The following is a 13,331-nucleotide window of genomic DNA, read 5'->3' as shown; positions in this document are numbered from 1 at the left end:
GTGTGGGCATGGGCGGTCTTTCGCTCCGCTCAACCTTTCCAGACCGCTCTCAAACCTGTTCCTTGAATCTTGCTCTCCTGACTTTCACGAGAGAATCTACGGTGAATCCCAATTGCGAGGTTTGCAGCGTTTCTTCTCCCCCTCTCCCGGCACTGGGAGAGGGGGTAGGGGGTGAGGGCCTAGCGGCGGCGCTTCCAGATTAATTCTCTTAATTGTTGCCGTGCGTGATAATATCTTCTCATAAATCTAGACGTTTGCGGGGTTAATCCAGGATCGTGGGCGATAAACCGGTGGCGCTCTGATGAGGAGCTGTTCATTGCAAGTTTTCAGACAATTTTTCATTGCGTCTTTTCCCTCCTCTAAACTCCTGGCGCTTGCGCTGCTTGCGTTGGCCGCAGCTCTGGCCTTGCCGTGCGTTGGCAGCGCACAGGCGCCGGTGGTTGCGCCCGAGGACGTCTCCACGCCGACGCCCACGCCCCTGGCGCTGCCCTCGCCGACGCCTGCACCCACCGGACCAGATTTCGCTGCTCCACGGCTTATGGCGCGCACCCTGCACCTCGCCGGCGACGCGCCTGTCACATACACCGTGCAGCCGGGCGACACGCTTTTCTCCGTTGCGCTGGAAATGGGCCTCGACCTGACGGACGTCCCCTGCGCCGTTGCGCCGACCTTCACCGTTGAGCAGCCGCTCGTGATCGGCGACGTGCTCTTTGCGCCGCCCGCCAACGTCCTCTGCCATGAAGTGGCGCCAGGAGAAACGGTCGAGTCCATTGCGGCGCGCTATCGCGTTGACCCGGCGCAGATTCGCAGCCTCCCCTGGAATCGCCTCCCTGCCGAGGGAGAGGCGGCGCTCGTCCCGCGCACGCACCTGCGCGTGCCATTGATGGTGTCGCCAGGGCGAACGGCGACCGACGCCGACCTCGACTTCCTGCTCACCATGCTCAACATGCCGGTGGACACTTCGCCCTTCATCGTCTTCGCCCAGAAGAGCGCGTCCCGCAAGCCCACGACGCCCATCGGCCCCGTCCCGGCGGACTGGCCCTACGGCAGTGGGCGCTTCACCTGGCCGGTGTACGGCTGGCTGAGCCAGGGCTATCGCTTCGACCACCGCGCCATCGACATTGCTGCGCCGCAGGGGACGCCGGTCACCGCCGCCGATCGCGGGATCGTGATTCGCGCCGGCTGGAACAACCAGGGCTACGGCCGCTTCGTGGTCATCGACCATCAAATCGATTACGTGACGCTCTACGCTCACCTCGACCGCATCTTCGTGCGGGAAGGCGAAGTCGTGGGGCAAGGACAGGTGATCGGCACGGTCGGCTCGACCGGCAACAGCACCGGCCCTCATCTCCACTTCGAGATTCGCGACTTCGGTCGCCTCACCAATCCGCTGGAACTGCTGACCGCACCATAATTTGATAAGGACGACGCCATTCCATGCAACTGACCGTGCGCAGCTGGCTGCTTTTGATGATGACGGCGCCTTTGATCGCCGGTTCGGGCTGGCTTCCACCGCTGCTCTGGGCCGCCGGAGCCTGGCTGCTGCTCGCTGCCGCATTGCTGATCGTCGACGCGCAACTGATGCCCAGGGCGAACGATTGGCGCCTGGAGCGGCGCCATGACGCCCGGCTTTCGCTGGCCGCACAGAATCGCATCCGCATCGTGATCGAGCTGCTCCCCTCGCGGCGCACAACCTTGCGCCCCGTTCCGATCTGGCTGCGCGACACGCCGCCCCCCACGTTTCGCCTCGACCGTCCGGAGCCGCTGCTGACAGGCGTTGCACCGCCGAACGGTCTGATCGAGCTGGCGTACCACGTCAACCCGCCTCGCCGCGGCGACTACGCCTTTGGAGACCTCTATCTGCGCTGGGAAGGGCCTCTGGGGTTGCTGCGCCGGCAGGCGCGCTTCGCAGCCGCCGCGCCGGTGAAGGTCTATCCCAACCTGGTCGATGTGCGCAAATATGACCTACTCCTACGGCGCAACCGACTTGCGGAGATGGGGCTGCGTGCGACGCGGCTGCGCGGGGTCGGCAACGAGTTCGAGCGCCTGCGCGAGTATACGCCCGACGACGAGCACCGCCGCATCAACTGGAAGGCGACGGCGCGACGCGGCAGGCCGATCAGCGTCGAGTACGAGACGGAGCGCAGCCAGAACATTTACGTCCTGCTCGACGTCGGCCGCATGATGCGCAGCCCGGTCGGCGACGTCGCCAAAATGGACTACGCCATCAACGCCGTGCTCTTGCTTGCCTATGTGGCGACGCAGAAGGGCGATCGCGTGGGATTGTTGACTTTCGCCGATGCCGTGTTGAGCTATGTCGCCCCACGCGGGGGGAGGGCGCACTTTCATCGCCTGCTGGAGCAGCTCTACGCCGTGCAAGGGGAGCCGGTGGAGCCGGATTACATTGCGGCCTTCGGCGAGTTCGCTGCACGCCAGCACAAGCGCGGATTCGTCCTCGTCTTTACCGACCTGACCGGCGGCGTTACGACGGAAAGCCTGGTGGCGCAGATGGCGCGACTGCGGCGTCGCCATCTGCCGTTGCTGGTGACGGTCGCCGATCCAACGATCAATCGTCTTGCCGGCCAGCCGATCGTCGACAGCGCGTCTCTCTATGAACGCACGGTGGCGGAGCGCGTGCTCGCCGAGCGTCGTCTGGCGCTCGACCAACTGCGGCGCCAAGGTGTGCAGACGCTTGACGTCCCCGCCGATGCGCTGAGCGTCGCCGTCATCGACCGCTATCTGGCCATGAAGCAGAGGCTCCTGATCTGAGCCTCCACCTCTCACCCTTTCGCCTTGAGCTGATTGACGAGGTCGATGTACGCCCGCATAGCGTCCTCGACCGTCATCCCTTTCAGCTTCTCCCAGGCGTCCCATTTGGCGCGGCCGACGAAATCGGTCATGCCGGGGCGCTTGGTGTTGACGTCGCCGACGGTCGCCTGTTTGTAGAGGGCGTACAACTGCAGCAGGGTCTGGTTGTCGGGCCGGGAGGGCAGCTCGGTTGATTCACGCGTCGCCTGCTCGAACTGGGCCTTGAGGTCGGACATGAAATCGCTCCTGTTGTGTGGTGAGTTAGATGGGACGCGGATGGACGCGGGTGCGACGGATTGAAACGGGTCGATCTGTGAAAATCCGTGAAATCCGTGTGCATCCGCGTTCCATGGCTGCCTGTGACTTGGGACACGGATGGACGCGGGTGCGACGGATTGAAACGGGTCGATCTGTGAAAATCCGTGACATCCGTGTGCATCCGCGTTCCATGGCTGGCGCTATGCTAGCACAGCGGCGGCGTTGTCACAAGTCCCACAGAGTGAAGGGACGCTCAGACGACATGCACGTCGATGCCCATCGCCCGCAGCGCCTCGACGTCGGCGGCGGGCGCAGCGTCGTCGGTGATCAGCGCGTCCACTTTCTGCAGGGGGATCACTTGTTGCAACGAACGCACGCCAAACTTGGTGCTGTCCATCAAAAAGATCACGCGCGCTGCGCTGGCGGCCATGGCGCGCTTGACCTGGATCTCGAGCGGATTGACGTCGGTGATCCCTTCAGTCGGCGTGACGCCGGTGGCGCTCAAGAAGCAGGTTGTGGCGTGAACATGCCGGAAGTACTCCTCCGCCTGCGGGCCGACAAAGGTGTAGGCGACAGGGCGCAACATCCCACCGCAGCAGTAGACGTTGATGGCGGGCGTCAGCCGCGCCAGCTCATTCATTGTGCCCAGGCCGTTGCCGATCACGGTGAGATGCTGGTAGGCGGCCAGATATTTCACCATCGCCGCCACGGTGGTGCCGGCCTCCATAAAAAGGATGTCCCCATTGCGCACAAAGTGCTCTGCGGCGTAGCGGGCGATGCGTTCTTTTAACGCAAGGTTGAGCACGCGCTTGCTGTCGTAGAGCGGCTCGGCGTCGGTGCGCCGCTCTATGCGTGCGACGCCCCCGCGCACGCGTCGCACGCGACCATCCTCTTCGAGCGCAGCCAGATCGCGCCAGATCGTCATCAGCGAGACGCCAAAAGCTTTGCACAGCTCCTCAGCGGTGGCGCTGGCTCGCTCTTCGACGAGATTCACGATCTGTTCTCTGCGCAATTCGGCAGGCAGTTTTGACATCGTTGAAATTTTCCCCATATCTTGCTGTAGAGTTCATTACACCAAAACATAACACTAAACAAAGGCAACGTCAAGCCTATCAATCTGGCTAGAAGGTCAGTTGGCGCCAAAAATATGTTATATTTCGATATAATATGATGAAAGCTGAATAGACTTTGACAAGCATTGTTCCTTGCTGTAATTTATGCAATAAATTTCTCAATACATAATTTCTTGCCAAGGATGAAAGTCGGCAAATCTGCCGAGGAGAGAAAGGCGTTTCGGATGATAGAGCATTGCCCTGAATTAGGGCCGGAGGCGTTCCTGCGCTTTGAGCCGAAGGACGGTTTCATTCCAGGTCGGACGCCGGTGCGACGCTATTTACGCGATCTCTGCGCAAGTTTCGCCGATCAGGCGGCGTGCCGGGCGCGGCTAGAGGAAAATCCGCTGCTCTATCAAGTGACCTCCATCGAAGACCAGCATGGGGCGGGGCAGCTGCACTATGGGCTGGGCGTGCTGATGCCGGGCAAGATCGGCCGCGAGTATTTCATGACCAGGGGACATCTGCACGCCTGGCGGCCGGCCGCTGAGGTGTACATCGGCCTGCGTGGGCGCGGGCTGATGGTGCTGGAGGATGAACGCACGGGCGAGTGTCGCGTGACGCCGCTGGAAGCGAACACCGTCGTCTATGTGCCGGGCTGGACCGCTCACCGCACGGTGAACATCGGCGAGGAGCCGCTGGTCTACTGGGGCGTTTTTCCCAGCGAGGCCGGCCACGACTACGGCGCCATGGGCGAGCGCAATTTTCGTATAGTCGTTGTGGAGAAAAACGGCGCACCAGTCGTGATGGAGCGGTCGGCTTTTCTACGGGAACTGGAGGCGCAAACGCAATGACCGAGCAGGCCACGCCTTTAATTCCAGAGCAAAAGCCGACCGTCGGCTACACCGTGAGGCCATGGGGATCGTTTAAGCAATACGCTCACAACGAGCCAGTCACCGTCAGTCTGATGACCGTCGAACCGGGGCAGCGCCTCAGCTTGCAGTCGCACGCCGGCCGCGCCGAGCTGTGGATCGTGCTCGATGAAGGTTGCGAGGTGCAGGTCGGCGACGAGATACTCCATCCCCAGCCTGGCGACGAAATCTGGATCCCGGCCAACACTCGACACCGGCTTGCCAGCCGCGGGCCAACGGTGCGCGTGCTGGAAGTCGCTTTCGGCGACTGGCGACAGACAGACATCGTTCGCTACGAAGACGATTATCAACGTCCCAAGGAAGGAGAATGAGCGTGACGCTGCCCAATCCCTGGCGCAAGACGACGCAATCTTTGATGCCGGCGCATGTCTCCGCCGCCGGTCGCGAACAGGTCGCCGGCCGCTACGACATCTACCCTTCACATGACCTGGGCGAGGGCCAGATCGAGTTCGGCTTCGAGAGGCTGGCGCAACGACTGGCCGCCGCCGGTCAGGTCATCCTCGACGGCTATCCCGGCGTCTTTTGGGAGGATTTCCGGGAGCGGCTTGCAGCCGCCCTGCATGGGCTGGGAGTGCGCGCCCATTGGATTGACATAAAAAATGCCATGAAGCCGCCGGAGGCCATCGACGCGCTGATTGCGCCCTTCCTGGGCGGCGACGATCCGCTCTTTGGCTTCCGTTTTGCAGGCAGGCTGGAGGACTTCTTCGACGCCGCTGCGTTGCACCAGCTTCGTCCTGATCCTGACGCCGACCTGAACATCGTCTATGGCTGCGGCGCGGCCCTGAGCGGCTGGCAGGGCGTCCTGGTCTACGTTGATGCGCCGAAGAACGAAATTCAATTTCGCCAGCGCGCACGCAGTGTGACCTGCCTGGGCGCAGCGGAGCCGCTCGACCCCAAGCCCGCCTACAAGCGCAGCTACTTTGTGGACTGGATCGCAGCCAATCGTCATAAACTGGCCCTGTATGAACGCATCGACTGGATCGTCGACGGCCAGCGACCGGACGCCATCACCTTCGCCCGCGGGGACGCGCTGCGCCGCGGGCTCGACCTGCTGGCGAACAACGTCTTCCGCGTGCGCCCGTGGTTCGAGCCGGGGCCGTGGGGCGGGCAATGGATTCGCCGACGCATGCCGCAGCTGGCGCAGGATGTCCCCAACTACGCCTGGTCCTTTGAGCTGATCTCCCCCGAAAACGGCCTGGTCTTCGAGAGCGACGGCTGGCTGCTCGAGGTCTCGTTTGACTTCCTGATGCACCGCAATCCCTATGACATTACGGGCGAGAGCGCAGCCGCCTTCGGCTACGAGTTCCCGATCCGCTTCGATTTTCTCGACACCTTTGAAGGCGGCAACCTGTCGGTGCAATGTCACCCGCGGCCCGCTTACATCCGCAAACACTTCGGCGAAACCTTCACGCAAGATGAGACCTACTACATCCTGGACTGCACGCCCGGTGCGCGCTGCTATTTAGGTTTTCAAGAAGACATCAATCCAGGCGAATTCCGCGCTGCGCTGGAGCACAGCTATCGTCACGCCGCGCCGGTGGATGTGGACCGCTTCGTGCAGTCGCACCCGGTGCGCAAACATGATCTGTTGCTGATTCCGAACGGCACGATCCACTGCTCGGGCGTCAACAACCTGGTGCTGGAAATCAGCGCTACGCCCTACATTTTCACCTTCAAGATGTATGACTGGATGCGCCTTGACCTGGATGGACGGCCGCGACCGCTCAACATCGAACGCGCCTTCGAGAATCTCTACTTCGACCGCAAAGGCGCGCGCGTGCAGGCCGAGCTAATTTCCAAGCCTTGCACGCTGTCGAGCGGCCCCGGCTGGCGATTGATCCATTTGCCCACGCATCCGCACCACTTTTACGACGTGCATCGCTATCATCTGCGCTGCGCAGTGGACGTGCGCACCGAGGGGTCGTGCCACGTGCTTAGCCTGGTCGAAGGGCGCAGCGTCCTGGTGGAGACGGCGGCCGGCGTGCGACGGCGCTTCCACTACGCTGAAACGTTCGTCGTGCCGGCTGCGGCCGGCGCGTATCGCCTTGTCAGCGAAGAAGGCGATGAAGTGCAGGTGGTTCAAGCCTTCGTCAAGCCGCGTTCGCAATGGGTGGAGGGGGTGGTTGCATAAGATGGCGCGCATCTTTCTTGGGATCGACGGCGGCGGCACCAAGACCGAGGCCGCCATCTGCGACGAGACAGGGCGCGTGCTCGGCGTCGGCCAGGCTGGCGGCTCCGGCATCGACAGCGCCGGTGCAGAGCGCGCCTTGCTCGCCATCGGTGAAGCGGTGGAAGCGGCGCGTCGGCAGGTCGGGCTGCCCGCTGCGCCGTTCGACGGCGTCTTTTTCGGCATGGCCGGCGTTGTCTCGGAGGCGGATCGGGCGATCGTGCGGGACATCGCACATCGGCTCCGGCTCGGCGACTGCGTCGAGGTCGATCACGACATTCGCATTGCGCTGGCGGGCGGCCTCTCCGGCCGTCCCGGCATTGCGCTGATCGCCGGCACCGGCTCCTCCTGCTTCGGCGTCAACGCCCAGGGCGAGCGCTGGCAGGCCGGCGGCTGGGGCCATCTCATCTCCGACGAAGGGAGCAGCTACTGGTTAGGCTGGAACGCCATCCGACTGGCGATGGGCGCTTACGACGGTCGCTGGCAGACTGCACTGCTGGAGCCGGTGCAGCGTCAGCTTGGCTTGCAGGAGATGACCGACATCCACTATCGCCTTTACACGCAAGGCGTCACCAAGGCGGAGATCGCCGCCTTTGCCCCGTTGGTTATCGCTGCAGCCGAAGCAGGCGATGCGATGGCGCAGCAATTGCTCTGGCAGGGCGCCCAGGAGCTGGCGCAGATGGTGGCGGCGGTGGCGCGTCATCTGGGGTGGGGCGCCGCCCCCTGCGAAGTGACGCTGGTTGGCGGCCTCTGGCGCGCCGGCGAGCCGGTGACGGCGCCCTTTCGGAAAGCGCTGGCGGGACTGCTGCCGCTGGTGCGCATCGTCGCGCCGGAGCTGCCGCCGGTGTTAGGGGCCTGTCTGTTGGCGTTGCAAGGGGCGGGCGTGACGATAGATGAAAAGGTTCGCCGTCGACTCGGTGAACCGAGACAGAAGTGATGCGTTTGAAGCCGGCGACTTTCACCCTTCATGTTCGAGCACGACCTTGATCGCCCTGTGCTTCCCCTTGGCGCTGGCGACGCGAATCGCCTCCTTGTACTCCCGCAGTGGAAAGCGATGCGTGATCAATCCTTCAATATCGAGCCGGCCCGCTCGAAACAGGTCAAACACCCACTCGTAGGTGTGTTTACGCTCGCCGTTCCACTCGTTCATACCGTGTCCGTAAGAACCGACCAGGTTGACGTGATGATACCAGACGGGCGTCAGGTCAATGCGAGGCATCGGCGCCATGTGCGCGCCGATCATCACCACGGTTCCGCCTGCCCGCACCCAACGCAGCGCGTCATTGGTCGTGCGCGGATCGGCCACGCAATCGTAGATGAGATCAAACCCGCCGATCACTACGCCTCGGTTGAGCGGTGCCGAGAAGTGTTTGCCGCCGGTGATCCGAGCAACGGCGCCGTACTCTGCGCGAGAGAGGATGCGCCTGGCGCCCAGTTTCTCGGCCATTTGCTGTTGATGCGGATGGCGGGCGAGCACGGTGATCTCGGCCTGCGGCGCAAGGGCGTGCACCACCATGGTCACCAGTAGGCCGATGATGCCCGCCCCGATCACCAGCACCTTGTCGCCGACCTGAGGCGGAAAGCGCATCACCGCATGCACGGCGATGGAGAGCGGCTCCACCAACAGCGCCTGATCGCAATCGAGGTCGGGTGGAGCCGGATACACCGCACTCTCATGGGTGATGTAGGCGTCGCCGAAGCCGCCGCCGATCCCGCGCGGTCCGGGCTCTGACTTGTTGACGCAAAAATGGTAGTCCCCCTGCGCACAGTAACGACATTTCGGCGCCAGCTCCAGCGTTTCGCAGTTGGCGCCGGCGAAATGCGTATCCATCAGCACGCGGTCGCCTGGCCGAAAACGAGTGACGCCCGTCCCCACTTCGGTCACGATGGACACCGTCTCGTGGCCGAGCCAGAAGCGGGAGAGGCCGGGCAGGGCCGCAGGGGCGATGGACGGATCGGCGTGGACGAAGAGCAGTGAGAGGTCCGAGGCGCAGATTCCGCAGGCCAGATTGCGCACGCGCAGCCAGCGAGGCCCCGGCAGCGGCGGATCGGGAAACTCTGCGGCGCGCGCAGCCGAAAAGGGCGTCCAGACGAACCCGGGCCAAAGCGGGGTGACGGCTTTGGTGAGCAGGACGCGCGGAATGTGCTTGTCTACATAGATGGCGCGCATAGCAGGCTCCACCGGTAGAGCTATAGCTCGGCATAGGGAACCGGCATAAGGTCATGCAGATGTCGCCGTCCGTCTGCGCCTGCGACGAAGGTCAACGCGCCTTGTGGCACCCGCGGTTCGATCTCCAGATAGCCGGCGTCCATATATTCCCACAGCACCTGGAAAGGACGCTTGCCGGGCGCCCATTTCTCGACGATCATCACGCCATGTCCCGGTAAAATCGTAAACGCCGCCTGCCGCGGATCCTCGGGATGACGCAGACACTCGGCGCGCGAAAACGCATGATAGATGCCATACGCCTGGGCTTCGGTGGCGCAGGAGACGGGATAAAAATAGTACGGCTCGTCCAGCGGAACAAATTCTACGAAATCGGGATGATAGGCTGCAACGCCGCGATGCCCGTGCAACTTTGAACGCACGACCGGCGCCTTGTAGTGTCTTCCATTCATGGAGATCGAGACTGTAGGCAGCGATCGGTCTAGAAGAAACATCTCCACCGCCTCCGAGGAAGGGGGATCGTTGCGATGTTCCTCCACGCAGCGCACCAGCGCGCCGCGTCCATCGTCGCGGATGCCCACGATCACGGCCAGGTCATCGGCGGTGATGTTGTCCTTATCCACCGGACGTGCGCTGCCGGTGACGGTTGAGATCAGACCGGGCAGGCGCGGCTCCCAGGTGGCGAAACATCCTTCGCTGTACTGTTCGGCGATCACCTCTCCAATTGACGGCACGGCCACCAGGTCGGCGATCTTGACCGCAGGATCGAAGAAGCGCCGTAGACCGAATTCGCGCGCAGCCTCGATCATGTGGAGCGGCGTCTCGAGCGACCTCCACTCCTCGGCGGGAATCGGCTCCCCCACCACCTCATGCTCGGTGATCTGCCTGGTGCTGAGCACGGTGGCGATGCGCAAGACCAGGTCGTGGTAAAAGGCCTCTCCCTCCGAGGGCAACAAGCGTGGATAAGCGCCCACCAAATCGAAGAGATAGGCCTCTTCGGGATGATCCTCGCCTACGAACAGCAGCACGCGAATGCTCTTGGCCTGCGCCTGCACGATGCGCTCCAGCGCCAGAATCGGCCCGCCGCGTTTTCCTTGCTCAACGAGCACCTCGAAGGCTGAGGGGGACAACCCCTCAAAGGCAAAATCCGTCGGATCAGGGGAAGATCTGCGCAGGATGCGTCTTAGCTGATCGAGCAGGCGATGGAATTCGTCAGGAAGCGCGTGAACGAGCGTGAGCACGGTGGGAACGCGATTCAAACCGAAACGTCGTCGCGCAGTAAACAGCACCGCCTCTCGCCAGGGGAGTGGGCGTCCAAACGGCGCAGACGCGATCAACAAATCGGTGGTCTCATCGGGCGCCTCCTGAACCAGATGACCACCGGCGCGAAATGCATCCAGCAACCTGGAAAGGGCGTTGTCGAGCAAGGGAGACGTATGAGATGCGACCACAGCCACGTGAACCGGGCGCAACCAGGGATGCACCTGTTGTTTAGAAGTCAACGAAGATGTGCGAATCATATTTCCCCCTCCGTGGTGACTTGTGGTTACAAACTGCCAGGCTTCGCAACGAGAATATGGGCCGGGAGGGACAGGCGACCATTGAGGCGGCACGAGAGCTGATTTTGCCTCGCTCGCAGCGACGCTGGCAGGGCAAGCAAGATGTGTGCGTTGCGACAATCGTTGAAACGGATCTGGGATAAGATTTCTGCACGAAAAGAAAATGGTGAAAAAATTATAGCACGAGAGGGGTGCGCTGCAAAACAAGGGGAAACTAAATCCATTGCCCGCCATCTGCCAGGAAACCTGGAATTTCCTGGCAGATGAGACGTAAGCGGTCTGCGGGCCCTAGAAACCAGGTGTGGGAAGCGCTATCCCGCCAATGCCAGCGCTTTGTCCAGTAGTGTGATCTCTTTGGATGGTTGCGCCTCGTTCTTCCCCATCCAGTCGAAGCCATCGAAGGACCAGCCGAACTCCCAGGTGAAATCCTGGGCGTGGAGGGTGCGCCCGGCGGTTGGCGTGTGTGTTGAAAGATGATGCCGTTTGGCGTTGTTCTGATTTTGCCGTTGGTTGGATTGCATCATCGTTCAATGCTCCTGATTCGATCTGCAAAATAGCTTAATTAAATGACCCTTTTATTGAGCAAACTGGCGGCGCAAGGGCGCCAGTTTGACAACTTCGCATAGCAAATGCGCTTTTTCGCGATTCTACGAATGCGGTCCTTGTAAACGATCTCTGCCCCGATCTTACCGTCTTCTGCTTCGGACTTCTTGACACAATTCAGTCACAAATCGGACCAAACATGACGCAAAAGCAACGCTCAGGGCGGCCCCGGAAGCGCTCCTTTCACCCGATGCGCTTTCCCCCAATTTGAGAAGCTCTCAGAGAAATCAAGATGCACAGGAAATTTAGATTTTATTTTTAATAATGACTAATTTTTATGTCAATTTATCTTGTTTTTATTATTTTTTATTCGATTTTTTCTGTTGACAAGCTGACCTGAATGTGCTTCAATTAGATTAATTAAAAAATTTGAAGGAGATTTTCATATGAACGAACTCATTGCATCGCCCTGCTCGATAGAGAAGTCCGACGAAGTTGCTCTGCACCCCTTCGACGCTACGCTGCTCGCCGGACAACTGGCGCCTTCAAGCATCGCCATGTATCAGCGGGACTTTGTGGCCTATGCGAAATTTGCCGGCAGCCTTGACGCCCTGCTTGACGCCGCCACCCTGGCGCGTTGGCGCACGCATCTTGCCCAGGAGACGGAGATGAGTCCCAACACCATCAACCGAATGTTGAGTGCGGTCAAGCGCGTGATGCGAGAGGCGGCGGCGCAAGGATACATCTCGCACGAGGCGGCGGCGGCTTTTGAGGATGTTTCCGGCGTGAAGGTGGCTGCACTGAAGGAGCGAATCAAGGAGAACGCTCGCACTCGCATTGAGCCTGTTGCTATGCGAACCGTGTGCGGTGCGCCAGAAATGGAGCGCCTGATCGGTCTGCGCGACGCCGCCCTGCTGGCGACGCTGGCAAGCAGTGGGCTGCGCGTCAGCGAAGTGGCGACGCTTAAACAACAGCACATCCGCTCTAAGGGCGGCGGTTTTGTCCTATGGGTGCGCGGCAAAAACGACGTAGAATTTCGCGAGGCGCCGCTCAGCCGGGAGGCGCACGCCCATATCCAGCGCTGGCTGGCGGCGCGGCCGGTTCAGAGCGATTACATTTTCACAGCCTTCGACGGCCGAGGAGAGCGAGCTTCGGAGCGTCCGATGTCAGCCGTGGCGATCTGGCGCGTGGTGCGCAAATATGCGGCGGAGGCCGGTCTGAGCGACGTCAAGCCGCATGATTTTCGCCGTTTCGTCGGGACGCAGCTGGCGCGCACCAACCTGCGCATGGCGCAGAAGGCGCTCGGCCACAAACGACTCGAGACCACAGCGCGCCATTATATCCTGGACGAACTGGAGCCTGGATTGACCGATCATCTGTACTAACCAATCTTCTGGTTTGAAAGTAGGGCGGAGACGTCTTTCGGCCCTACTTCACCCCTTTACGCCGATCGTTCAATACAAACAGACCGAGAACGCTGAGGACGACAACTACGACAATCTGCGCCGGATAGCTGTTGAAATCGATCCCTGTGGGCGGCAGCCTGTCGAGAGGGGCTGCAACTTCCACCTCGACGCCCTTGGCCTCACCGGGTTGCTCCTCTCCTGACGCCCTCGTTTCCAGTTCTGCAGTGGGGGTCGGTGAGCTTGTCGGCGTCGGAGTCGGGATGGTGAGCCGCAGCGGCGGCGCCGCCGCGCGCACCTCGCCCAGCAGCGTGACGCTCTCCACCCGCACTTCGACCTCGCCGCTCTCCGGCAGCGTCACCTCGAGCTGCCAGCGCCCCTGTGGGTCGACGAACGCAGCGGCGGCGATTGCGCCGTTCACCAGCACGCGCACGATGTCGCC

12 protein-coding genes and 1 pseudogene are annotated in these 13,331 nt (G+C 61.8%); 7 read left to right on the top strand and 6 right to left on the bottom strand.

All coding sequences use genetic code 11. The annotated features are described in order from the left end of the window. Nucleotides 1-316 precede the first annotated feature (316 nt). Together Q0367_RS02330 and Q0367_RS02325 are read left to right on the top strand one after the other, a co-directional pair. A complete protein-coding gene (locus tag Q0367_RS02330; protein WP_297641348.1) occupies nt 317-1,414 on the top strand; it encodes a peptidoglycan DD-metalloendopeptidase family protein in 1,098 nt (365 codons plus the stop codon). Nucleotides 1,415-1,437: 23 nt separating this feature from the next. Continuing rightward, nucleotides 1,438-2,769: a DUF58 domain-containing protein gene (locus Q0367_RS02325; protein ID WP_297641350.1), complete on the top strand. Its 1,332-nt coding sequence runs from the start codon at nt 1,438-1,440 to the stop codon at nt 2,767-2,769. 11 nt (nt 2,770-2,780) lie between these two features. Here Q0367_RS02325 and Q0367_RS02320 read toward each other — a convergent pair whose 3' ends face one another. Together Q0367_RS02320 and Q0367_RS02315 are read right to left on the bottom strand one after the other, a co-directional pair. After that, a complete protein-coding gene (locus tag Q0367_RS02320; protein WP_297641351.1) occupies nt 2,781-3,044 on the bottom strand; it encodes an acyl-CoA-binding protein in 264 nt (87 codons plus the stop codon). 275 nt (nt 3,045-3,319) lie between these two features. Then, nucleotides 3,320-4,099, bottom strand: a complete 780-nt coding sequence (locus Q0367_RS02315; protein WP_297641353.1) for a DeoR/GlpR family DNA-binding transcription regulator — start codon at nt 4,097-4,099, stop codon at nt 3,320-3,322. A 264-nt stretch (nt 4,100-4,363) separates the two neighbouring features. Here Q0367_RS02315 and Q0367_RS02310 point away from each other — a divergent pair, with 264 nt between their 5' ends. Genes Q0367_RS02310 through Q0367_RS02295 form a run of 4 tightly spaced genes read left to right on the top strand, consistent with a single transcriptional unit; the run spans nt 4,364 to nt 8,154 of the window. Next, the gene (locus tag Q0367_RS02310) at nt 4,364-4,972 is read left to right on the top strand and encodes a glucose-6-phosphate isomerase family protein (RefSeq protein ID WP_297641355.1); all 609 of its coding nucleotides are present in this window, start codon (nt 4,364-4,366) and stop codon (nt 4,970-4,972) included. Next, nucleotides 4,969-5,361, top strand: a complete 393-nt coding sequence (locus Q0367_RS02305) for a phosphomannose isomerase type II C-terminal cupin domain (protein WP_297641357.1) — start codon at nt 4,969-4,971, stop codon at nt 5,359-5,361. Before Q0367_RS02310 ends, Q0367_RS02305 begins: the two co-directional genes overlap by 4 nt. Further along, nucleotides 5,358-7,181, top strand: a complete 1,824-nt coding sequence (locus tag Q0367_RS02300; RefSeq protein ID WP_298980781.1) for a class I mannose-6-phosphate isomerase — start codon at nt 5,358-5,360, stop codon at nt 7,179-7,181. Before Q0367_RS02305 ends, Q0367_RS02300 begins: the two co-directional genes overlap by 4 nt. A gap of 1 nt (nt 7,182) precedes the next feature. Continuing rightward, on the top strand, nt 7,183-8,154 hold the full coding sequence (locus Q0367_RS02295; RefSeq protein ID WP_297641360.1) for an N-acetylglucosamine kinase: 972 nt from the start codon (nt 7,183-7,185) through the stop codon (nt 8,152-8,154). 21 nt (nt 8,155-8,175) lie between these two features. Here Q0367_RS02295 and Q0367_RS02290 read toward each other — a convergent pair whose 3' ends face one another. The 3 genes from Q0367_RS02290 to Q0367_RS02280 all read right to left on the bottom strand — a co-directional run bounded on the left by Q0367_RS02290 (nt 8,176) and on the right by Q0367_RS02280 (nt 11,467). Continuing rightward, on the bottom strand, nt 8,176-9,387 hold the full coding sequence (locus Q0367_RS02290) for a zinc-binding dehydrogenase (protein WP_297641361.1): 1,212 nt from the start codon (nt 9,385-9,387) through the stop codon (nt 8,176-8,178). 20 nt (nt 9,388-9,407) lie between these two features. Further along, nucleotides 9,408-10,904, bottom strand: a complete 1,497-nt coding sequence (locus tag Q0367_RS02285) for a hypothetical protein (RefSeq protein ID WP_297641363.1) — start codon at nt 10,902-10,904, stop codon at nt 9,408-9,410. 350 nt (nt 10,905-11,254) lie between these two features. Next, nucleotides 11,255-11,467, bottom strand: coding sequence for a hypothetical protein (locus Q0367_RS02280; RefSeq protein WP_297641364.1), 213 nt, complete (start codon nt 11,465-11,467; stop codon nt 11,255-11,257). Between the two features lie 465 nt (nt 11,468-11,932). Here Q0367_RS02280 and Q0367_RS02275 point away from each other — a divergent pair, with 465 nt between their 5' ends. Continuing rightward, nucleotides 11,933-12,871: a tyrosine-type recombinase/integrase gene (locus Q0367_RS02275; protein WP_297641365.1), complete on the top strand. Its 939-nt coding sequence runs from the start codon at nt 11,933-11,935 to the stop codon at nt 12,869-12,871. Nucleotides 12,872-12,914: 43 nt separating this feature from the next. On the opposite strand, the pseudogene Q0367_RS02270 reads toward Q0367_RS02275, so the two are convergent. Then, nucleotides 12,915-13,331: pseudogene (locus tag Q0367_RS02270) on the bottom strand (hypothetical protein); the annotation flags it as partial.

Source organism: uncultured Caldilinea sp. (assembly GCF_937128415.1).
Taxonomy (GTDB): Bacteria; Chloroflexota; Anaerolineae; order Caldilineales; family Caldilineaceae; genus Caldilinea.
This window is presented reverse-complemented; position numbering and strand designations above follow the sequence as displayed.